Origin of the sequence: Mycobacterium sp. E136 (assembly GCF_001666865.1) — a bacterium.
Taxonomy (GTDB): domain Bacteria; phylum Actinomycetota; class Actinomycetes; order Mycobacteriales; family Mycobacteriaceae; genus Mycobacterium.
In genome coordinates, this window is the sequence record NZ_LZJE01000387.1 from 1 (window position 1) to 21,297 (window position 21,297).

Genomic DNA, 21,297 nt, shown 5'->3' on the forward strand with positions numbered 1-21,297 from the left:
TCGGGTGTGGGGGTTGCTGTGGGCAACGCGGTGCGTACCTCGCTGGTGGTCGTCGTATCGGTCACCTTGCTGGTCTCGCTGTCCATCTACGGTTCCAACGGCAACTTCAACCTGTCCGGGTAGTGGCACGTTGACGACGAACCAGCAGACGCCCGCCCCCGCGGAGCCGCGTGAATACGCAAGACCGGCAGCGGGATTCGTCGCCGTCCTGGCGATCGTCGCGATCGTCGCCATCGCCGTCGCGCTCTTCCGGGGCGATTTCACGAAGACCGAACCGGTCACCGTGATCACCGACCGCGCCGGTCTGGTGATGAACCCCGACGCCAGGGTCAAGCTGCACGGGGCCCAAGTGGGCACTGTCGCCTCGGTCGAACCCCTGCCCGACGGCCGTGCCGCGATCCACCTCGCAATGGACCCCTCCGCGATGGAGCTGATCCCCGCCAACGTGCGCGTCGACATCGCGTCGTCGACGGTGTTCGGCGCGAAATCTGTTGCGCTGGTTCCGCCTGCGAACCCGTCACCGGAGGTGCTGCGCGCCGGCCAGGTGCTCGACGCCGACCACGTCACCGTCGAGATCAACACCGTCTTCGAACAACTCGTGTCGGTCTTGAACCGCATCGAACCCGCCAAACTCAACGAGACGCTCGGGGCGCTGGCCTCGGGTCTGAGCGGACGCGGCGAGAAGTTCGGGCAGACGATGTCCGATCTGGATGCAATGCTCGCGACGATCGATCCCAGCCTGGATAATCTGAGTCACGACATCGCGGTCATGCCACAGGTTCTCGAGGCCTATGCCGACGCCAGCCCGGACCTGCTGAACATCGTCGACAACGCCACCAGTATCAGCGGCACGATCGTCGACAAGCAGCAGGACCTCGACACCCTGCTGCTCAGCACGATCGGGTTGGCCGACATCGGCGACGAAGTGCTCGCCGGCAACCGCAAGGCGATCACCGACGTCTTCCACCTTCTGGTGCCGACGACCGACCTGACCAACCAGTACCATCCGGCGCTGAATTGCCTTCTGGCAGGTATGGCCCCGCTGGCCACCGCCGCACCCGCGCCGGTCCCCGGGGTGCTGCTGCTCGACTCGTTCGTGTTGGGCTCCGAACGCTACCGCTATCCGCAGAACCTGCCCAAGGTCGCGGCCAAGGGCGGGCCCCAGTGCGCGGGACTGCCCGACGTCGGATACGAAACCCGGGCACCTTACGTCGTCAGCGATATCGACGCGAGCCGTGCGCAGTACGGCAACCAGGGCATCCTGCTGAACTCCGATGCGCTCAAGCAGGCGCTGTTCGGCCCGATCGACGGTCCGCCCCGCAACTCCTCGCAGATCGGACAACCGGGATGAGCGGCGCCAAAACTGCGATCAAACTGGGCGCTTTCGGCGCGGTGATGCTGCTGTTGACCGCCGCGCTGTTCGCCATCTTCGGCCAGTACCGCACCGGGTCCGCACACGACTACTCCGCCGTGTTCACCGACGTCTCCGACCTCAAACCCGGGGATTCGGTGCGGGTTTCGGGTATCCGCGTCGGCACCGTCCACGACGTCTCCCTGCAACCGGACAACACCGTCGTAGTCACCTTCGACGCCGCCTCCGACATCGTGCTCACCACCGGGACCAAAGCCGCGGTGCGTTACCTCAACCTCGTCGGGGATCGCTACCTCGAACTCCTCGACGGACCCGGCTCGACGAGGGTCGCCGGACCCGGCTCACGAATCCCCGCCGACCGCACCGAGCCGGCCCTGGACCTCGACCTCCTTCTCGGTGGGCTGAAGCCCGTGATCCGCGGCCTGAACCCCGACGACGTCAACGCGTTGACCCGCTCCTTGATCCAGGTCCTGCAGGGGCAGGGCGGGAACCTCGAATCGCTGTTCGCCAAGACCGCGTCCTTCACCAACTCGATCGCCGACAACGGCGAGACGGTTCGGAACCTGATCGACAACCTCAACGCCGTGCTGGCCACCATCGCCAAGGACGGGAACAAGTTCTCTGGCGCGGTGGACCGCCTCGAGAAATTGATCACGGGCCTGGCCGCCGACCGTGACCCGATCGGGGAGGCGATCACCGCACTGGACAGCGGGACCGCCTCGCTCGCGGACCTGATGACCCAGGCGCGGCCACCACTTGCCGGCAGCGTCGACCAGCTCAACCGCGTCGCTCCGCTGCTCGAGAAGGACATACCGCTTCTCGACATCTCCCTGCAGAAGGCGCCGCAGAACTACAAGAAGCTCGTGCGTCTCGGCGCGTACGGCAGCTTTCTGAACCAATACCTGTGCGGAATATCGGTCAGGGTCACCGACCTTCAGGGGCGCACCGCGCACTTCCCATGGATCCTGCAGAACAACGGAAGATGCGGGGAGCCCTGATGCTGAAATATCGTGCCCCAGAGCTGATTCGAGCCGGATTCATCGGCGTTGTTCTCATCGTCCTGATCATCGCTGTGGGGCTGCAACCCGAGCGGCTGTGGTCATGGGCGACCGCCGTCAGGTATCAGGCACTGTTCACCGAGGCCGGCGGTCTGGCGCCGGGCAACGACGTGAAGGTCTCCGGTATGACGGTCGGCTCGGTGTCCGAGGTGTCCCTGGACAAGGGCAAGGCCCTCGTGACGTTCACCGTCGACGGAAAGGTCCGCCTCGGATCGCAGACCACGGCGCACATCCGCACCGGCACCCTGCTGGGGGAGCGCACGCTGGCCCTGGAACCGGCGGGTGATGACCGGGTGAAGCCGCTGTACGTCATCCCGGTGTCGAGGACCTCGTCGCCGTACTCACTGACCGAGGCGGTCAGCGAATTCACCGCGAACACGGCCGACACCGACACCGCATCGATCAATCAGGCCCTCGACACGCTGTCGGACACGATCGACCGGATCGCGCCCCAACTCGGACCGACCTTCGACGGGCTGAGCCGGCTGTCGCGCTCACTGAACGGACGCGACGAGTCGCTGGGCCGACTGCTCAAGAGTGCCGCCGACGTCACCGGTGTGCTGTCCGAGCGCAGCGAGCAGCTGAACACCCTGATCCTCAACGCCAACGACCTGATGGGTGTTCTCGAGTCCCGCCGGCACGCCATCGTCAGCCTGCTCGCCAACACCTCGGTGGTCGCCCGGCAGTTGACCGGCCTGGTGCACGACAACGAGCAGGAACTGGCGCCGACGCTGCAGAAGCTCAACGCGGTCTACGAGATGCTCGAGCGTAACCGCGACAACATCGCCAAGGCGCTGTCCGGGCTGGCGAAATATCAAGTCACTCAGGGCGAGGCGGTCAACAACGGGTTCTACTACAACGCGTTCGTCGGCAACCTGCTTCCTGCGCAGTCGCTGCAACCGTTCCTCGACTATGCGCTGGGCTATCGCCGCGGCGTGAACGCCGGACAGCCGCCGGACAACGCGGGGCCCCGCGCCGAATTTCCCTTCCCGTACAACGGTATTCCGGGAGGGTCGCGATGATCGGCCGCAAAACGCTGTCGACCGTGCTGATGGTGGTCCTGGTGGGCCTGCTCGTCGGAGGAACCGCGATGGTCATCCCCCAGGCATTCTTCGGCCCCAAAACCATCACCGCGTACTTCACCTCCGCCACCGCGATCTACCCCGGCGACGAGGTGCGCGTCGCGGGAGTTCGGGTCGGCACTATCAAAGCGATCGAGCCCGACGGAGCGCTGGCCCGCATGCGGCTGTCTGTCGACCGGGACGTGCCGATCCCCGCCGACGCCAAGGCGGTCATCGTCGCGCAGAACCTGGTGTCCGCCCGTTACGTCCAGCTCGCCCCCGCCTACGAGACCAGCGGCCCGACACTTCCCGACAACGCCGTCATCGGCGTCGACCGGACCGCGGTGCCTGTCGAGTGGGACGAGGTCAAGGAGCAACTGACGCGGCTGGCGACGGAACTCGGCCCCAGCGGCGACATCTCGACGACATCGGTCAGCCGCTTCATCGACAGCGCGGCCAACGCCATGAACGGCAACGGCGACAAACTCCGCGAGACCATCACGCAGCTGGCGCAGGTCGGCCGAATCCTCGCCGACGGGAGCGGCGACATCGTCGACGTCATCGTCAACCTCCAGACCTTCGTCAACGCACTGCGCGACAGCAACGCCCAGATCGTGCAGTTCCAGGACCGCCTCGCCACGGTGAGCAGTGTGATCGATTCGAGCAGGTCCGATCTCGACGCCGCACTCACGTATCTCGCCGAAGCCGTCGGCGAGGTGCAGCGGTTCATCGCGGGCAGCAGGGATCAGACCGCCGAACAGATCCAGCGCCTGGGCGCCGTCACACAGAACCTCGCCGACAATCGGCTGACCCTCGAGAACGTGCTCCACGTCGCGCCCAACGCCATCGGCAACGGATACAACATCTACAACCCCGACACCGGCACCATGATCGGCGGCTTCGCATTGGCGAACTTCGCCAACCCGGTGCAGCTGGTGTGCTCGTCGATCGCCGCGGTGAAGAATGCCACGGCGCCCGAGGCGTCGAAGGCGTGCGCCGAATACCTCGGTCCGGCACTGCGATTGCTCAACTTCAACTATCTGCCGATGCCGTTCAACGCCTACCTGCAGAAGTCGCCGAGCCCGGGCAACCTGATCTATTCGGATCCTGCGCTGGCACCCGGGGGAGCCGGCGGGGCTCCGCAACCTCCTGAGGCCCCACCGGCGGTGTCGGCGTACACCGGCGCCGGTGATGTGCCGCCGCCCGCGGGGTGGGCCACCGCGCCCGGTCCGCCCGGCGCCTACGCCCCGAACGGGCTGCCGGCCGCACCCCAACCCGCCCTGTATCCGGGCGCGCCGATCCCGCCGGGCCCGCCGACGACGGTCTCGCAGCCGACGACGCTCGAGGACATGTTGCTGCCTGCCGAGGCGCCGGCACCGCCCGCGACCCCGATGGGGCCGTCATGATGAGTGCCCGCTCGATCCGCCGCCTCGTAGTCATGGCGTGCTGCGTCGCCCTCGCGGTGACCGGGTGCACGTTCGAAGGCGTGAACTCGCTGCCGCTGCCGGGCACGGTGGGCCGGGGTGAGGGCGCCGCCGTGTATCACGTCCAGGTCGCGAATGTTGGTTCGCTGGAACCCAATTCACCGGTCCTCCTCGGTGACGTGGTCGTCGGCAGCATCGGCAGGATGAAGGTGACGAACTGGCACGCCGACATCGAGGTGTCGGTGCGGCCCGACGTCGTGATACCCGCGAACGCGGTGGCGACCGTGGGACAGACCAGCCTGCTCGGCTCGATGCACCTGGCGCTCGACCCGCCCCTGGGGCAGGCACCCAGCGGCGCGCTGGAAGCCGGGTCGACCATCGGACTCGACAGGTCATCGACGTACCCGTCCACCGAACAGACGCTGTCGTCGCTGTCGGTCGTGGTCAACGGCGGCGGCCTCGGGCAGATGGGTGACATCGTCCGTGAGTTCAACGCCGCACTGAACGGACGCGAGGACCAGATCAGGGACCTGCTGGTCCGCCTGAACGATTTCATCGGGATGCTCGACACCCAACGCGATGACATCAACGCCTCCATCGCCGCGATGGACCGGATGTCGAGCACGTTCGCCGCCGAACGGGACGTCATCACGGCTGGGCTGCAACGCATTCCGCCCGCTCTCGATGTGCTGATCAAGGAACGGCCGCGCATCACCGAGGCGCTCGAGCGCCTGGGACGATTCAGCGACACGGCCACCGGACTGATCAACGACACGAAAGACGACATCGTGCGCAACCTCGCCAACCTCGAACCGACGTTGCGCGCGCTCGCCGACGTCGGCCCGAACCTGGGCACCGTCCTGGCCTACGCGCCGACGTTCCCCTACACGCAGAGCTTCATCGACCGTGCGATCCGCGGCGACTACATGAACCAGTTCATCATCTTCGACTTCACCATTCCGCGGCTCAAGCGGGGGTTGTTCCTCGGCACCCGCTGGGGGCAGGAGGGCGCGCCGATGGTGCCCGCGCCGGGCGATCCCTGGTACCTGACCTACACCCTGGACCCGTTGAACGCGCCGATCACACCGGCGCCAACCGAGGTCGCCGAGCCACCACCGCTCGTCGAAAGCGCCGACGGCTCAGATGATTCGGCCGCGGTCGTCGTCGACCATGGATCCGGCCCCGCGGCGGACGGCGCGGCTGTTGCCGGGGGAGGCGGCAACTGATGTTGACGCGCTTCGTCCGCAATCAGCTCATCATCTTCACCATCGCCTCGGTGATCGGCATCGCGTTGATGGTGTTCGGTTACATGCAGGTGCCGACGCTGCTGGGCATCGGCCGCATCACGGTGCAGCTCGAACTGCCCGGCACCGGTGGCCTTTACCGGTTCTCGAACGTGACCTATCGCGGTGTCCAGATGGGCAAGGTCCTCGACGTGCGCGCCACCCGCGAGGGGGCCGTCGCGACGCTGTCGCTGAACACCTCACCGAAGGTTCCGGCCGACACCCGCGCCGCCGTGCGCAGCGTGTCTGCCGTCGGGGAACAGTACGTCGACCTGGTGCCCGACGACACGCACGGACCGTTCCTGCAGGACGGCTCGGTGATCCCCCGGGAGAAGACCTCGGTACCGCAAGCCGTCGGCCCGATGCTCGATCAGGTCAGCGCCCTGATCGACAGCATTCCGAAGGACAAGATCAGCGGTCTGCTCGACGAGTCGTTCAAGGCATTCGACGGGGCCGGATACGACTTCGGCTCACTGATCGACTCGTCGGCGAAGATCGTCGGTGACGGCAACGCGATCGCCGACAAGACACGGGCGTTGATCGACGACAGCCGTCCGCTGCTGGACGGCCAGGCGCAATCGGCCGACGCCATCCGCAGCTGGGCGCGCAGCGTGGCGGGCATCACCGGTCAACTCCAGGCCGATGACGCGCAGATGCGCACGATTCTCGAGGTCGGTCCCGGCGCGGCCGACGAGGCCTCGCGGTTGTTCAACGACGTCAAGGCGACCCTCCCCGTGCTGTTGGCCAACCTGACGTCGGTCGGCGAGGTCGGCGTGACGTATCACGCCGCGCTGGAACAACTTCTGGTGCTGTTTCCGCCGTATGTGGCGGCCACGCAGACCGTCGGCGTTGCGCGCAACAACCCCACCGGCATGGCGATGGGCGATTTCACGCTGGTGATCAGCGACCCGCCCGCGTGCACGGTCGGGTTCCTACCGCCGAACCAGTGGCGCTCACCCGAGGACGAGACGATCGTCGACACGCCCGACGGCCTGTACTGCAAACTGCCGCAGGATTCGCCCATCGGGGTGCGCGGGGCGCGCAACTATCCGTGCCTGGCGCATCCGGGCAAGCGCGCGCCGACCGCCGAAATGTGCCAGAGCGACAAGCCGTTCGAGCCGCTGGCGATGCGCCAGCATCCGCTGGGCGCGTACCCGATCGATCCGAACCTGATCGCCCAGGGCTTCGCACCCGACGACCGCGTCGACTTCGAAGAGCGGATCTACGGTCCGGTGCAAGGCACGCCGATGCCGCCCGCCCAACCAGGCGAAGCTGCGTCACCGTCACCGCCACCGCCGCCGCCCGGCGGTGCAGCTCCCGCCACGGCCCCGAGTTCCTCGAGCTCGGGTGGCCCGTCCGTCGCCTTCGCCCCCTACGATCCGCAGACGGGTCAGTACGCGACGCCGGACGGACAGGTGTTCCGGCAAGCCGACCTGGCGGCGCCGGCGGGCCCGAAGTCGTGGCAGGACCTACTCGTCCCGAATGGGTAAGCGGGTCAGGCGTCGTTCTTGACGAGCTTGAACGGCATGTTGATGAAGACCGGCTTGCTGACGCCGCACGCGCCGCTGGGGCCGGTGGTCTGGTCTTCGCCCGCCAGCGTCGTCGATGCGGGGTCGGTCAGGCTGCCGTCCTCATTGACGGGGACGAACCGGAACACCTGAAGACCGGGGGCCGCCGTGCCATCGGGACACGGAATCCAGTCCTCCACCGTGTGCTTGACGTACCAGACGCCACCCGTCTTGTAGATCGGGGCGGTCCAACCGAAGTCGCTGACGACCGTGCCGGTGCACTCGGTCGGATAGCTGCACGTCGTGGTGATGGTCCAGGTGCTGCGCAGGCTGGCCTCGTCGCGGAACCTGTCGTTGGTCTTGGCGTATTCGCCGTTCGAGGTGGCGGTGTAGCGGCCGTTGAGGCCCCACTCGTTGTCGGTGGCCTGGGCTGCACCGGTCAAGCCGATGCCCGTCACGGCGGCAGCGACGACACCCACCGCGACACCGGTCATCCGCATCGCCGTCTCCTTCACCGATCGTGACGAATGATCAACCTAGGCCGGTTCCGGCGCGCAGGACGATCCGCGTCCGCTCAGTGGAACAGGTGATCCCGCTGAGCGGCACCACCGCCGTCGGTCGTCGTCGACATGACGTATCAAGGACACTGTGCCTGTCCGACGCCGTTCCGTCGCCTCCGCATTGATCGGTGTGACGCTGGCCGTCGCGGCGTTGTTCGCCCCGGGGCCAGCCCGCGCCGAGACCGTCTACGGCAACTTCCATCTCGTGATCGACGGGCGCTACGACTTCCACACGTGGCTGTGGGCCATCTCGCGCTGCCCCGGCGACTGCGTGCACATCCAGGCGACCCCGCAGCCCATCGCGAAAGCGTTTGCCTACCGCGGTGATGCACACCTCGTCGATGGCCGGTACACGCTGACCGTCGACGTTCCGGACGGACTGCGGTGCGGCAACGTCTACTACGGTCCGGTGATCCCGACCCGGGATGTCTATTCGTGGGATGCGGCGACTCGGTCGGGCACCCTCGAATCGTCGTTCGCGACCGGCTGCGACGGTGCGCCGGGCGGGACCTTCACCTACCCGTTCAGCCTCGCTCGCCTTTAGCTTGCAGCCACGGAAATCCCGTGGACGGATCCGGTCGGCATCCCGTTCAATGCACTAATGACGGGCCACGCACGCACCGGCGCTCTGATGGCGGTCGCGTCGATGCTGTGTGTGCAGACCGGCGCGGCGATCGCCGTCGCGCTGATCGACCGCATCGGCGCCGAAGGAGCGGCGTGGCTGCGCCTGGCCTGGGCGGGTGTGCTCATGCTCCTGATCGTCCGGCCGCGCCCAAAAGCCTTCACCTGGGCGAGCTTTCGGATGTGTGTGGTGCTCGGAGTGGTGACCGCGGGCATCACCCTGCTCTTCATGGCCGCACTGGCCCGCATCCCGCTGGGCACCGCCAGCGCGATCGAATTCCTCGGCCCGTTGGGTGTGGCGGTGGTGCACGGTACGGGGCGCGGTCGCGTGCTCTGGCCCGGCTTCGCCGCCGTTGGGGTCATCCTGCTCACTCAGCCGTGGGCGGGGCACGTCGACGGTGTCGGCGTGCTGTTCGCGCTGGCCTCCGCGGTCTGCTGGGCCGGCTACATCCTGCTGACCCAGCGGGTGGGGGACGAGGTGTCGGGCATGAACGGGCTCGCCGTGTCGATGCCGGTTGCGGGCATCGTGGCCACGCTGGCCGTCGGGCACCTCGTGTTGCCGCGGCTCTCGGTCGACATCCTGCTGATCGGGATCGGCCTGGCGATCCTGTTGCCCGTCGTGCCGTTCGCGTTGGAGTTGCTGGCGTTGCGACGGCTCACCACCGCGGCGTTCGGCACGCTGATGGCGCTCGAACCGGGCTTCGCGATGGGCGTCGGCCTCGTCATCCTGCGTCAGGTGCCCGCGGCGCTCGGCGTGCTCGGCATGTGCTTCGTCGTGGCCGCCGGGATCGGTGCCGCCCGCAGCGGCGCGCGCCAGCCCGCGGTGCCGGCCGAGGTCGGTGTGTAGCTAGACGTCGATCCGCTTGCGCCGGTAGAGCGTTCCGAGGGCCAGCAGGATGAGGCTGATCACCAGGATCGCCGTCGCGAGGACGTTGATCTGCGGCGGCACCGCGGCTTTGACCGCGGCGTTGACATACAGCGGATACGTCACCGTCGAACCGCTGACGAAGTAGGTGATGATGAAGTCGTCGAGCGACAACGCGAACGACAGCATGCCCGCCGCGACGATCCCCGGAACGATCAACGGAAGCGTCACCCGGAAGAACGTGCGAGTGGGGCTGGCGCCCAGATCCATCGACGCATCCTCGAGCGTCCAGTCGAAACCGCGCACCCGGGCGCGCACGGTCATCGCGATGAAGCTGACCTCGAACGCGATGTGCGCCAACACGATCGTCGTATAGCCGGTGGCCCAGCCCAGGTCGAGGAACAACACCAGCAGCGCGGCGCCCATGACCACCTCGGGCGCCGTCAGCGGCAGAACGAGGAACGTGTCGACCGCGCGCTGTCCCCGCCACCGTTGGCGCACAAGGGCTATGGCCACCAGCGTGCCCAGCACCAACGCGATGGCAGTGGAGACCGCCGCGACGTTGATGCTCAGCTTCAGGGCCTCGGTCAGCGCCGGGTACTTGAACGGATCGGCCCAGTTTTCCAGGGTGAAGCCCTGCCAGCTGTAGTTGAACTTGCCCTTCGGATCGTTGAACGAGAACAGCACGATCACGAAGATGGGCAGGAACAGATACAGCAGCACCAGGCCCGCGACGATCCGCAGCAGCCAGTCGCCCCACTTCGGCGAGCCCTTCACCCGACTCGCCGGGGCCGGGTTCGTCGCGGCTTCCATCGCCTGCACGGTCATACGAGTTCCTCCGTGCCCAAAGCCCGCGTGTAGAGCAGGACGCCGACCAGGATGATGCCCATCAGCACCATGCTCAGCGCCGCCGCGGCGGGATAGTCCTTGACGACCAGGAACTGCTGCTGGATCACGTTGCCGATCATCGTTGTCTGCGTGCTGCCAAGGTATTCGGCGTTGATGAAGTCGCCCGCAGCCGGGATGAAGACCAGCAGGCTGCCGGCCAGCAGGCCCGGAAGTGACAGCGGCAGGATGACTTTGGTGAAGCTGCGGGTGTTCGACGAGTAGAGGTCCTTGCTGGCTTCGATCAACCGCGGGTCGATCTTCTCCAGGCTGACGTACAGCGGCAGGATCATGAAGATGATCCAGTTGTAGGTGAGCCCGCCGATGACGGCCCAGCTGGTCGACAGCAACCGTCCGTCGGCGGGCAGCAGCCCGATGGCGTCCAGCGCGTCGACCACCCAACCGTTGTCGGCGAGAATGGTTTTCCACGCGATGGTGCGGATCAGGAACGTCACGAAGAACGGCAGGATCACCAGGCCCAGGAGCAGGTTCTTGAACCGGCCTGCCTTGAAAGCGATGACGTACGCCAACGGGAACGACAGAAGGATGCACAGCACCGTCGCTGTGGTGGCGTAGCCGAACGACCGCAGTATCTGTTCGTGATACTTGCTGAACGCCTCACCGTAGTTCGCGAAGTCCCACGAAAACGTCAGAGTGGGAAGGAAAATCGACCCGCTGGTCGTCGACAGTGACATCCGCGCCAGGGAGACGAACGGAACGACGAAGAACACCGCGAGGTACACCATCGCGGGCAGGATCATCAGATACGGGGCGATCCTGCTGCGTTGCCGGCCGCTACTGGCGACGCCTGCCATTCATCAACCGCCGGTGATTTCGGCGTACATCGAGGCGTACTCCTGCTTCTGCTCGTCCTTGAGCGGAGCCCACGCCTTGACGCGGTCGAGGGTGGACTGCGGAGGATTGATCAGCTCGTTCTTGGCGAGGTTGGGGTCGATCTGGTCGAGCTCGGCGGTCATGTCCGAGAGCACCGGCACGAATTGCGTGAACGCGATGAGCTTGGCGTAGTTGGCCCGGTCGTAGACGTAATCGATCCACGCCTCGGCGGCCTTCTGGTTCTGCGTCGTGTACGGGATCACCATGGTGTCGAGGAAGTCGGTGCCACCGGACTCCGGTACGACGAACTGAAGGTCTGGATTGTCGGCCTGCAGCTGCACGACATCGCCCGAATAGGCCTGCGCGATCACGACATTGCCTGCCGCCAGGTCGTCGGCGTAGTCGTTCCCGGTGAATCGGCGGATCTGTCCCTTGTCGTTCTGTTCGCGGACCAGATCGACCGCCTTCCGCACCGTTTCGGTGTTGGGCGACGCCGGGTCGCCGCCCTGCGACTGCATGATCATGCCCAAGCCGTCCTGGAAGTCGGAGAGCAAGCTGACGCGACCCTTGAACGCCGGATCCCACAGGTCGTCGATCTTGGTGATGTCGCGACCGGTGGCCGCGCGGTTGAACGCGAGGCCGACCATGCCGGTCATGTACGGGGCGCTCCACTTGCGGCCCGGGTCCATCTGCGCGTCGAGCAGATCGGGGCGCAGGTTCTTCTTGTTCGGGATGCCATTCTCGCTGAAGTCGTTGACCCAGTTGAGCGATCGGATCTGGGACGCCATGAACGCGGTGGGCACCACGAGGTCGGTGCCGATGTCCTGCTTGCGCGACAACGGTTCCTTGACCTTGGCGAACCATTCCTCGTTGTCGTTGAAGTCTTCCTTGTAGTCGACGGTGATTCCCGACGCCTGCTGGAACGCGGCGATGAACCCGTCGGCCATGTACAGCGGCCAGTTCGAGATCCGCAGGGTGCCGCTCGCGGGTCCACCTTCGGCCGTGGTGGTCCCGGATGTGCCGCTGTCCGAAGCGCAGGCCGCGAGGAACGACGGGCCGAGAACCATTGCGGCGGCCGCGGCGGCGCCGCCGCCGATGAAGCGGCGGCGCGACGTGCGGTTGGTGGCGAAGCGGGCGAGGCGGGGGTCCATCTCGTAGGGCATGGCGACTGTGCCTTTCGTCGGAGGGAGGGGAGGGGCCGACAGCTTTCGAGGGCGCCGCTCGCGGCGGTGTCGGTGCGCCACATGACGATCAGGAATCGTCGAGCATCTCCTCGAGATCCTCGGCAGTCGGGATGTCGGCGGCCGGCAGCACGAGCGAGGCGTCCGGCGTCCAGCAGACATGAACGTCGTCGCCGGGGCGCAGCATCGGCAGATCCTCCTCGGGACCGATGTGGGCGACGATCGTCGAATCGTCCGGCGCGGCCAGCGACAGCCGCACCACCGGACCCTGGAAGGTCAGGTCGGTCACCGTCGCAGGCACACCGGCGAAGTCGCCGGTGGGGGCGTCCATGCACACCCGGATCCGTTCCGGGCGCACCATCAGCGTCGCGTGGCCGCCGGGTTCGATCGTGGTCTCGCCCGGACGCGCCTTGAGCGTCGAGCCCAGCACTTCGATCTCCACGTAATCGCGGTTGGCCCGGCCGGTCTGGCGACCCGCCCACAGGTTGGCCTGCCCGATGAAGCTCGCGACGAACACGGTGGCGGGCCGGTCGTAGATCTCGGTGGGTGTACCGATCTGGTCGACGTTGCCGGCGTTCATGACCGCGATGCGGTCACTCATCGTCAGCGCTTCCTCCTGGTCGTGGGTCACGTAGATGAACGTGATCCCCACCTCGCGCTGGATGCGCTTGAGCTCGAACTGCATCACCTGGCGCAACTTGAGGTCGAGGGCGCCGAGCGGTTCGTCGAGCAGCAGCGCGCTGGGGTAGTTCACCAGTGCGCGGGCCAGCGCGACGCGTTGTTGCTGCCCTCCGGACAATTGGCCGGGGCGACGGTCGGCGAAGTCGGTCAACCGGACGATCTCGAGGAGTTCGTCGACCCGCTTGCGGATCTCACCCTTGGCCAGCTTCTTGCTGCGCGGTCCGTAGGCCACGTTGTCCCACACCGACATGTGCGGAAACAGGGCGTAGTGCTGGAACACCGTATTGACGTTGCGTTTGTGCGGCGGGACCTTCGAAACGTCGACGCCCTCGAGCCGGATCGCGCCGGCGGTCGGGCTTTCGAACCCCGCGATCATGCGCAGAGTCGTGGTCTTACCGCAGCCGGACGGACCCAGCATCGAGAAGAATTCACCCGAGGCGATCGAGAAGTCCGCCTCGGCGACCGCGACATAGTCACCGAAGCGTTTCGTGACGTGGTCGATCTCGATGACCGGGGCCCCACTCGGGCGGGTCGCCTCGTTGTGCCCCGAAGATTGGTCGACGGCGGTGGTGTGTGAGCCGGTCAGTGCGGATCCTCCTACAGGCTGCCCCCCAGCTGTGGGTAAACAATCGCGGATCAAGCGGTCCTTCGCAAGCGATTCCGCACGGAATTTACATATCCACAATGGAATCCTTTGTCTGGTGTGATCCCGGGCACCAAATTCGCTGTGTCCGAGCAGTCGGATATTTGGCCGGCTACCGCACCCGGCGCCGACGCTGAACCGGTTTCTGCGGTCAGTTTTCCAGCCGGAACTGCGCCGTTTCGGCAGAACCGCCGTTTACCTGCCCGGCTTCGCCGGGTAAGGGTCTAGGCATGGCATCAGTGGACGTGTCGGTTTCGTCGGATCTCAGCCCCCACAAGGCGTGGGAGTTGGCTTCGGACCTGAGCCGGTTCGACGAGTGGCTGACGATCTTCGGCGGGTGGCGCAGCGAGGTGCCCGACAACATCGAGGTCGGCACCTGCGTGTCGTCGCTGATCAAGGTCAAGGGATTCCGCAACACCATCCACTGGCAGGTCAAGCGCTACGACGAGCCGAAGGTGGTGGAGATGGTCGGCAGGGGCAGGCCGGGTATCCGCATCGGGTTGACGCTCTGCGTCCGCGACGACCAACCGGGGTCGACGTTTCAGGTGGTCGCCGATCTGTCCGGCGGGCTGCTGAACACGCGGGTCGGCAACCTGGTGGCCAAGGTGATTGAATCCGACGTGCGCAAGTCGGTGTCCAACCTCGCCTCGCTGCGCTGACCGAGCGTTCTCAGCCCCACTCGTGGTTCATGGCACGCGTTTCGTAGCGTGCCTCCGCGGAATCCGCTGACCGCGACGATGGACGCGACACGGCGATCAACACCAGCGCGAGCGTCGAGGTGATCGCGCCGCCGAGGAAGATCGCGAGGAAGCTGCTCTCCATCGGCACCCCCGCTCCCGGCACCGACCGGCTGAGCAGCATGGCGACCACGGCTGCCGCGATCGAACTGCCGATCGTGCGCGCGATCGCGTTCATGCTCGTGGCCACGCCCGTCTCGCCGGCGTCGACCTCGCTGACGACGAGCGCCGGCAGGGCGCCGTAACCGAGGCTGATGTAGGCGTTGGCGAGGATGCTCGCGACGATGATCTGCCAGGTGTACGAGTGCACCAACGCGATGAACAGGAATCCGGCGATGCCGGCGAGTGCCGCGACCACGAGCACCGGCCGGGCGCCGAACCGGTCGATGAACCGCCCGCTGATCAGCGCGACGACAAAGCCCGTGAACGCACCCGGCAGCAGATACACCACGCTCGCTTCCAGCACCGTCGCACCGAAGCCGTAACCGGCTGCCTCACGCGGGATTTGGACGAAGAGCGTCAACCCGAGGAACGCGAAGTACAGGCCCATGCCGACGAAGATGGTCGCGATGTTGGTGAGCAGGATCGGTCGGCGGGTGAGCATTGCCGTCGACACCAGCGGGCGACGGGTGTGGCGCTCCCACCACCACCAGCCGGCCAGCACCGCCACACCGCCGAGGATGCAGCCGAGGGTCGCGGGCGATACCCATCCCCACGTCTGGCCTTGCGTGATCGCGAGCAGGAGGGCCGACAACCCCACCGCCAACCCGGTCGCGCCGAGCCAGTCGATCGATCCGGCGATGTCGTGCGGTCGCCGAGGCACCACGAACAGCACGATGGCGATCACGCCGACGGTGAACGCCGTCGTCAGCCAGAAGACGCGGTGATAGCCGGCGTCCCCGTTCATCAACAGCCCCACCACGACGAGTCCGGTCCCGCCGCCGAAACCCAGCGTCCCGGACAGCACGGCCATCGCCGACATCAGGCGCTCCTCGGACAGTTCCTCGCGCAGGATCGCGATGCTGATCGGGTAGAGCGCGTAGGAGGCGGCCTGGAGCACGCGGGCGATGATCAGCAATTGCAGCGACGACGTGAGGGCCGCTATCAACGATCCGGCCAGCACGACGACGAGCACGCCGAGCAGCACCCGGTGCTTGCTGTGGAGGTCGGCGAGGCGGCCGAGCAGCGGCGTGGCCGCGACCGCGGCGAGCAGGTTGGCGGTGACCGCCCAACTCACGCCGACGATCGAGGCGTGGAGTTGGTCGGCGATGATGCCGAGCACCGGAACGACGGCGGTCTGCAGGACGGCGACGGTGAGGACGACGACGGACAACCCGGCGATGAGCAGGCCGGGGGAGCGCTCGCGACCGATCACGGGCGACTGCGACGCGCTGGTCTCGACCACAGCCACTCCGATCCTTAGACAACCTCCGTTTCGTCGATTATGTCCGTCCTCCTGTCGCTGACCGCATCAGGTGGTGCGAACCGTCGAGCCGCTAGGGATCGGGATGGGTGACCGGTTGCTCGGCCGGTCGACCGGTCGTGTTGATGAAGTCGTCGATCAGGTCCACGACGTCGGATGGTCGCTCGACATGGGCGAAGTGCCCGACGCCCTCGAGCACTTCGAGCCGGCATTCCGGCCGCGCCTCGAGTGCCGCGTACGCGTGGGCGACGGGGATGATGCGGTCCTCGTCGCCCCAGATCGCCATGACCGGCAGCTCGGTGGTCACGTGCAGGCGGTTCAACGCGCTGACCGCCTGGCCGCGATAGTCGACGACCGACCGCAGCGTGCGCAGGAACGCCTGGCGGGTTTGGCGGTCCGCCAATGACGAATAGGCACTCCACATTTCGGCCCCGCGGGGTGACTGGATGCCGGCCGACCGGAACCAGCCGCGTAGTGTGTTGCCGACCTTGAGAACGGGTGGCGGCGCGATGGCGGGCAGGAGGAACTCGGCTCCAGGTGCCGACAAGAGTCGAAGTGTCAGCCCGACGTCGGGCCCGAGGCCGCCGCTGCTGATCAGGACGAGGCGTTGGCAGTAGTCGGGATGTTGGTACACGAACTGCATGGCGACACCGCCGCCGAGCGACTGGCCGACGATCGTGGCGCGAGACACTCCCAACTCGTCGAGGAGGTCGCGCAGCCACACCGCGAATGCGCCCAGCGAGTAGTCGCCGCGCGGCTTGTCCGACTGGCCGTGGCCCAACAGGTCGGGAGCGATCACCCGGTACCGCCGCGAGAGCTGCGGGACGACGGCCCGCCAGGTCTCGGAGCTGCCCGCCATCCCGTGGATCAGCAGGAGCACGTCCTGACCACCGCCGACGTCTCGGTAGGCCACGCGGTCGCCGTGCAGTTCCAGGTACTTCAACTCGGTCATGAGTGGGTCCCTCCCGGATGGTCCTCCCGGACTACCCACAAACGCCGGCCGCTATTTGGTACTTGACTGTGAGCCGATGCGGCGCGGCAAGCTCGTATGCATGGGATCACCGAACGAGTTGCCGGTCAACCATCACGCGGACCATCCCGGCTTTTCGGGCGCGATGGGCATGTGCGTCGGGCTGGTCCTGCTGCTGATGGGCCGCGCGAGCGCGCGCTTGGCGGCGGATCTGGCAGGGGTGACGGGCGAGGACACGGTCGTCGACATCGGGTGCGGGCCCGGCGGAGCGGTCCGCGAAGCGGCGCGGCGCGGCGCGGCGGCGACGGGGGTCGATCCGGCGCCGGTGATGCTGCGGCTTGCACGCAGGTTCACCCGGAGCGGGAAAGTCAACTGGGCGACCGGGACGGCCGAGCAGGTGCCGCTGCCGGACGGTTCGGCGACGGTGCTGTGGTCGCTGGCGACGGTGCACCACTGGCAGAACGTCGACGAGGGAATCGCGTCGGCGTACCGAGTGCTCGCCTCGGGCGGTCGCCTGCTCGCCATGGAACGTCAGACGACACCCGATGCGACGGGGCTGGCCAGTCACGGCTGGACGCGCCGGCAGGCGGAGTCGTTCGCATCGCTGTGCCGCTCGGCGGGTTTCACTGACGTGACGGTCGGCGGCCACAAGGCGGGACGGCGTGAGGTGTGGGCGGTCCAGGCGGTGCGTCCGTAGATTCCTGGGTTCTGGGGCGCTGAGGCCACGTGACGCAACTTTACGATCGGCTAGTAAGCTCCTTGCCGATCGTAAAGGAGCCAGGATGGCGGTGGTCGACGTCGAGCCGAGCGGCACTCGGCAGCGTCTCATCGACGTCGCCGTCGATCTGTTCACCCGGCACAGCTATGCCGGTACGTCGCTGCAGATGATCGCTGACGAGCTCGGCTTCACGAAAGCCGCGATCTATCACCACTTCCGGACCCGCGAGCAGTTGCTGCGCGCGGTGCTGGAGCCGATGTTCGCGCAGTTGCGCGTCATCGTCGACGCCGCCGAGGCGCAGCGCACGCCCCGCGCCAGGGCCGAACGCATGCTCAGCGGTTACGTCGATCTTGCGGTGCGCAACCGCGGGCTGGTCGCCGTGCTGGCGGTGGACCCCAGCGTCGCCACTGCTCTGCAGCAGGACGGCGACTGGCGCGATCTGATCACGCGGCAACTGCGGTTGCTGGCCGACGTCGAGGCGGGACCCGCGGGTGAGATCCGCGCGGCCATGGTCTTCGCGGGCATGGCCGGTGCGGTGGGACCGGCGTGGGTGAAATTCGACGATCGCGCGCTTGCGGAAAATCTCAAAGATGCGGGCAGACGGACCTTGGGGCTGCGTGCGCCGCGTCGGCCGACCTAAACAGCCTCTACGACAGGCATTTACGAAAGGACAAGCGAATGAAGACAGCTGTCGTCACCGGTGGCGGCTCGGGAATCGGACGTGCAATCGTGGACCGTCTGCGCGCCGACGGCTACCACGTCGCCATCATCGACCTGGCGCCCAACGACGACGAGTTCGCGTTCACCGCCGACGTCACCGATCGCGGGCAGGTTGATGCCGCGCTCTCGGGCGTCCGGGGCCAGTTGGGGCCGGTGTCGATTCTAGTCAATGCCGCAGGGCTGGACGGGTTCTCGCGGTTCGGTGACATCACGTTCGAGAAGTGGCAACGCGTCATCGACGTCAACCTCAACGGGGTGTTCCACTGCGTCCAGGCGGTGCTGCCCGACATGGTGGAGGCCGGCTGGGGTCGGATCGTGAACATCTCGTCGTCGAGTACGCATTCCGGCGCGCCCTACATGGCGCACTATGTGGCGGCGAAATCCGCGGTGAACGGACTGACGAAAACGTTGGCTCTCGAGTACGGGCCGGCCGGCATCACGGTGAACGCCGTGCCGCCGGGTTTCATCGACACGCCGATGTTGCGAGCGGCCGAGAAGCGCGGGTATCTCGGCGACATCCAGGCGACGATCGATGCGACCCCCGTGCGCCGCATGGGTAAACCCGAGGACATCGCGGCGACGTGTGCGTTCCTCGTTTCGGAAGAGGCCGGTTACATCACGGGCCAGATCATCGGCGTCAACGGCGGTCGCAACACCTAGCTGAGGTGGGCCGGAAGCCCTGTGCGAGGATCCGCAGATGAGCACTGATGCCGCGTATTTCACGCCGACGGCTGACGGCGCGTACATGCCGTCAAGATTCGCCCAGAGCCACTGGGGCGATGATCACCTCAACGGGCCGGCCATCGTCGGGCTGGCGGCGCAGGCGCTCGAGAAGGACTGCGGTTCGCCCGAGTTCATGCCGACGCGCATCACGGTGGACCTGTTCCGGGCGGCGCGGAACCTGCCGACCACCGTCGAGGTGCGGGTGATTCGGGATGGCCGCCGGGTGCATAATGCGGAATGCGAAGTGCTGCAGGAAGGTCGGGCAGTCGCGCGTGCGACGCTGGTGCAATATCGGCGATCGTCCGCGCCTCCCGGCGAGGAGTGGATCGCGCCGGTGAACCTGCCGGAGTTTCCCACGCCGGACGAGGATTTGGTGCCGTTCATCGGCAGCGACGACGGCGGGTGGACGCGTTCGCCGGAGGCTCATCAGAACACGTCTCGCAAACGGTTCTTTCATGCGTGCGCGAACATCGTTCCGGGCGAACCGGTCACGCCGTTCGTCAGGGCGGTGACGATCGGCGAGTCGACCAGCCTGGTGACCAATCTGGGCACCGACGGAATCGGATACATCAACGGCGACCTGACGGTGGCGTTGTCGCGCTTACCGTTGGACGACTGGATCCTCGTACAGGGTGACTCGCATTGGGTCGCCGACGGCATCTCCGTCGGTACAGCGACGCTGTTCGACCGGCAGGGCGCGTTCGGGTCCGGGATGGTGACCGCGGTGGCGAACCCATCGGCGCAGATTGACTTTCGGGGTCGACCGTTCCCGCGCGGTGAGGTCAACTACGAATGATCACCTGACGATTCGGTGTCAGGGCTTCCTGCGGGTCCGCCCGCCGGGGGGTTTCTTGTCTGACTGCTGATTGGAGGTCCGCGACGCGAAGCGGCCAACGGTCGCGACACCTGGGATTCGTCCTACCGCGTTGTAGACGTCGTTGCCGGTGGCAATCAGCGCCTCGAGTTGCGGCAGGATGGCATCCATCGTGCGGATCATCGGATCGGCCAGTGCAAGATAGCGTTCGGCGCGGTCGATGGCCGCGTTGAGGCGCTCGGTCGCAGCAGCCAAGTTCTCGATCAGGTCGGGCACTTGGGCCATCATCTTCACGGACGCCGGTGGGATGCGCATCGCTTCGGTGGCGGCCGCCTGGGCGGTCTCGGCAGCGGCCTGCGCGGCTTCTCTGATCTCTTTCGGAGAGGGAACCTTGGGGCTCATGTGACAACGATCCCGCACGGCGACCGGGTTGTCCGGTATTTACCGCGAACCATTCGCGTGGTGGACAGGCCGTAAAACGTCACGTGACGAAAGGTGGAGGCCCGGCGGGGAGGTGGGGAGTGGTGGGCGCGGTCCGCCCCGTCCGGATTGAGGTCGCTTTCAGCGACTGCCGCCCAATGAAGAAGTGCGCGATGTCGATGTGTCCGCGGCGGTGTCTCGCTCGGTCGGCTTCGCCACCGGATTCAGCGCCGCGGCTCGAAACCCACTCTGGGTGAGGATTTTTCGAGGGCAGCGGACAAGGCATCAAAACGTCACTGTGACGAAATGTGAGCGGTCGACGGGGAGGCCGGAGACACCCGACAGGGGTGCCGTCGACGCGGCGGCGTCGGTGGCGTGTCGGCCGCCGGCGCGCGGTCAACGTTGGCCGCACGCGCGGATGTCGCGCATCGACCGGATGTGTCGGCGGCCGTATCGTTGATGGGTTGATCGCACGCACCACGTGGCTGTTGCGCTTTGTGAGTGGTGACCGGTGGGTCTGGTGAGTGGTGAGTGCTGTGTCGGGGTATCGGGGTGTTCACCCCAGGGCGAGGGCTTTGTGGTGCAGGCGGGTGAGGTTGAGTACGGCGGCGGCCAGGTGCAGTTCGGCGGTGACGGCTTGGAGTCCTCGGCGGGCGAAGCGGCGTAAGCCGATTTGGTCTTTGAGATGTCCGATGACTGGTTCGACGGTGGCTGAGCGGCGTTTATAGGCTTTCGCGTTCTCGGGTTGACGCATCTTGTGGCGCATGGCATCTAGCGGTGACAGATCCGGCGCTGG

At 66.7% G+C, this 21,297-nt stretch carries 22 protein-coding genes and 1 pseudogene; 14 read left to right on the plus strand and 9 right to left on the minus strand.

The genetic code is table 11. The annotated features are described in order from the left end of the window. The 7 genes and pseudogenes from A5698_RS28800 to A5698_RS26335 all read left to right on the plus strand — a co-directional run. Window positions 1–123 (plus strand): annotated as a pseudogene (locus A5698_RS28800) (ABC transporter permease); the annotation flags it as partial. Between the two features lie 7 nt (window positions 124–130). Next, window positions 131–1,351 (plus strand): MCE family protein, encoded by a 1,221-nt coding sequence (locus tag A5698_RS26310; RefSeq protein WP_084792638.1) that lies wholly within the window; start codon window positions 131–133, stop codon window positions 1,349–1,351. Next, entirely contained in the window at window positions 1,348–2,370 is a 1,023-nt protein-coding gene (locus A5698_RS26315; RefSeq protein ID WP_068303148.1) for an MCE family protein, read from the plus strand. Before A5698_RS26310 ends, A5698_RS26315 begins: the two co-directional genes overlap by 4 nt. Further along, a complete protein-coding gene (locus A5698_RS26320; protein ID WP_068303178.1) occupies window positions 2,370–3,452 on the plus strand; it encodes an MCE family protein in 1,083 nt (360 codons plus the stop codon). The genes A5698_RS26315 and A5698_RS26320 overlap by 1 nt, the downstream gene beginning before the upstream one ends. Then, window positions 3,449–4,897 carry an MCE family protein gene (locus tag A5698_RS26325; protein WP_068303151.1) on the plus strand — a complete coding sequence of 483 codons (1,449 nt, stop codon included), beginning with the start codon at window positions 3,449–3,451 and terminating at the stop codon, window positions 4,895–4,897. Before A5698_RS26320 ends, A5698_RS26325 begins: the two co-directional genes overlap by 4 nt. Continuing rightward, window positions 4,894–6,141, plus strand: coding sequence for an MCE family protein (locus tag A5698_RS26330; protein WP_068303154.1), 1,248 nt, complete (start codon window positions 4,894–4,896; stop codon window positions 6,139–6,141). Before A5698_RS26325 ends, A5698_RS26330 begins: the two co-directional genes overlap by 4 nt. Then, on the plus strand, window positions 6,141–7,688 hold the full coding sequence (locus A5698_RS26335) for an MCE family protein (protein ID WP_068303158.1): 1,548 nt from the start codon (window positions 6,141–6,143) through the stop codon (window positions 7,686–7,688). Before A5698_RS26330 ends, A5698_RS26335 begins: the two co-directional genes overlap by 1 nt. Before the next feature lie 5 nt (window positions 7,689–7,693). Here the strand turns inward: A5698_RS26335 and A5698_RS26340 are convergent, their stop codons facing one another. Next, entirely contained in the window at window positions 7,694–8,206 is a 513-nt protein-coding gene (locus A5698_RS26340; protein WP_067081245.1) for an Rv2253/PknI dimerization domain-containing protein, read from the minus strand. A 181-nt stretch (window positions 8,207–8,387) separates the two neighbouring features. Here A5698_RS26340 and A5698_RS26345 point away from each other — a divergent pair, with 181 nt between their 5' ends. After that, complete coding sequence (locus A5698_RS26345; protein WP_067081037.1) at window positions 8,388–8,810, plus strand: hypothetical protein; 423 nt, start codon at window positions 8,388–8,390, stop codon at window positions 8,808–8,810. 57 nt (window positions 8,811–8,867) lie between these two features. Next, window positions 8,868–9,734: an EamA family transporter gene (locus A5698_RS26350; RefSeq protein WP_068303160.1), complete on the plus strand. Its 867-nt coding sequence runs from the start codon at window positions 8,868–8,870 to the stop codon at window positions 9,732–9,734. Here the strand turns inward: A5698_RS26350 and A5698_RS26355 are convergent, their stop codons facing one another. The 4 genes from A5698_RS26355 to A5698_RS26370 all read right to left on the minus strand — a co-directional run bounded on the left by A5698_RS26355 (window position 9,735) and on the right by A5698_RS26370 (window position 13,919). Then, complete coding sequence (locus A5698_RS26355; RefSeq protein WP_067081044.1) at window positions 9,735–10,580, minus strand: ABC transporter permease; 846 nt, start codon at window positions 10,578–10,580, stop codon at window positions 9,735–9,737. Continuing rightward, complete coding sequence (locus tag A5698_RS26360; protein WP_067081047.1) at window positions 10,577–11,452, minus strand: ABC transporter permease; 876 nt, start codon at window positions 11,450–11,452, stop codon at window positions 10,577–10,579. Before A5698_RS26360 ends, A5698_RS26355 begins: the two co-directional genes overlap by 4 nt. Window positions 11,453–11,455: 3 nt before the next feature. Beyond that, window positions 11,456–12,634 (minus strand): polyamine ABC transporter substrate-binding protein, encoded by a 1,179-nt coding sequence (locus A5698_RS26365; protein ID WP_067081050.1) that lies wholly within the window; start codon window positions 12,632–12,634, stop codon window positions 11,456–11,458. Window positions 12,635–12,722: 88 nt separating this feature from the next. Continuing rightward, a complete protein-coding gene (locus tag A5698_RS26370) occupies window positions 12,723–13,919 on the minus strand; it encodes an ABC transporter ATP-binding protein (RefSeq protein ID WP_197500521.1) in 1,197 nt (398 codons plus the stop codon). 287 nt (window positions 13,920–14,206) lie between these two features. Here A5698_RS26370 and A5698_RS26375 point away from each other — a divergent pair, with 287 nt between their 5' ends. Further along, a complete protein-coding gene (locus tag A5698_RS26375; protein WP_067081053.1) occupies window positions 14,207–14,635 on the plus strand; it encodes a type II toxin-antitoxin system Rv0910 family toxin in 429 nt (142 codons plus the stop codon). A gap of 10 nt (window positions 14,636–14,645) precedes the next feature. Here the strand turns inward: A5698_RS26375 and A5698_RS26380 are convergent, their stop codons facing one another. After that, the gene (locus tag A5698_RS26380; protein WP_068303163.1) at window positions 14,646–16,118 is read right to left on the minus strand and encodes an MFS transporter; all 1,473 of its coding nucleotides are present in this window, start codon (window positions 16,116–16,118) and stop codon (window positions 14,646–14,648) included. Between the two features lie 91 nt (window positions 16,119–16,209). Then, window positions 16,210–17,088, minus strand: a complete 879-nt coding sequence (locus A5698_RS26385) for an alpha/beta fold hydrolase (protein WP_068303165.1) — start codon at window positions 17,086–17,088, stop codon at window positions 16,210–16,212. A gap of 100 nt (window positions 17,089–17,188) precedes the next feature. On the opposite strand from A5698_RS26385, the gene A5698_RS26390 reads away from it, so the two are divergent. The 4 genes from A5698_RS26390 (at window position 17,189) to A5698_RS26405 (ending at window position 20,063) form a co-directional block, all read left to right on the plus strand. Then, the gene (locus A5698_RS26390) at window positions 17,189–17,803 is read left to right on the plus strand and encodes a class I SAM-dependent methyltransferase (RefSeq protein ID WP_068303184.1); all 615 of its coding nucleotides are present in this window, start codon (window positions 17,189–17,191) and stop codon (window positions 17,801–17,803) included. An 85-nt stretch (window positions 17,804–17,888) separates the two neighbouring features. Continuing rightward, a complete protein-coding gene (locus tag A5698_RS26395) occupies window positions 17,889–18,464 on the plus strand; it encodes a TetR/AcrR family transcriptional regulator (RefSeq protein WP_068303170.1) in 576 nt (191 codons plus the stop codon). Between the two features lie 38 nt (window positions 18,465–18,502). Continuing rightward, window positions 18,503–19,204 (plus strand): SDR family NAD(P)-dependent oxidoreductase, encoded by a 702-nt coding sequence (locus A5698_RS26400; RefSeq protein WP_068303175.1) that lies wholly within the window; start codon window positions 18,503–18,505, stop codon window positions 19,202–19,204. A 37-nt stretch (window positions 19,205–19,241) separates the two neighbouring features. Beyond that, window positions 19,242–20,063 (plus strand): acyl-CoA thioesterase domain-containing protein, encoded by an 822-nt coding sequence (locus tag A5698_RS26405; RefSeq protein WP_067081071.1) that lies wholly within the window; start codon window positions 19,242–19,244, stop codon window positions 20,061–20,063. Window positions 20,064–20,081: 18 nt separating this feature from the next. On the opposite strand, the gene A5698_RS26410 is transcribed toward A5698_RS26405, so the two are convergent. Both A5698_RS26410 and A5698_RS29785 read right to left on the minus strand, forming a co-directional pair. Next, entirely contained in the window at window positions 20,082–20,483 is a 402-nt protein-coding gene (locus tag A5698_RS26410; RefSeq protein WP_067081074.1) for a hypothetical protein, read from the minus strand. A gap of 574 nt (window positions 20,484–21,057) precedes the next feature. Further along, a partial coding sequence (locus tag A5698_RS29785) for a transposase (protein ID WP_156670907.1) occupies window positions 21,058–21,297 on the minus strand: 240 nt, incomplete at its 5' end.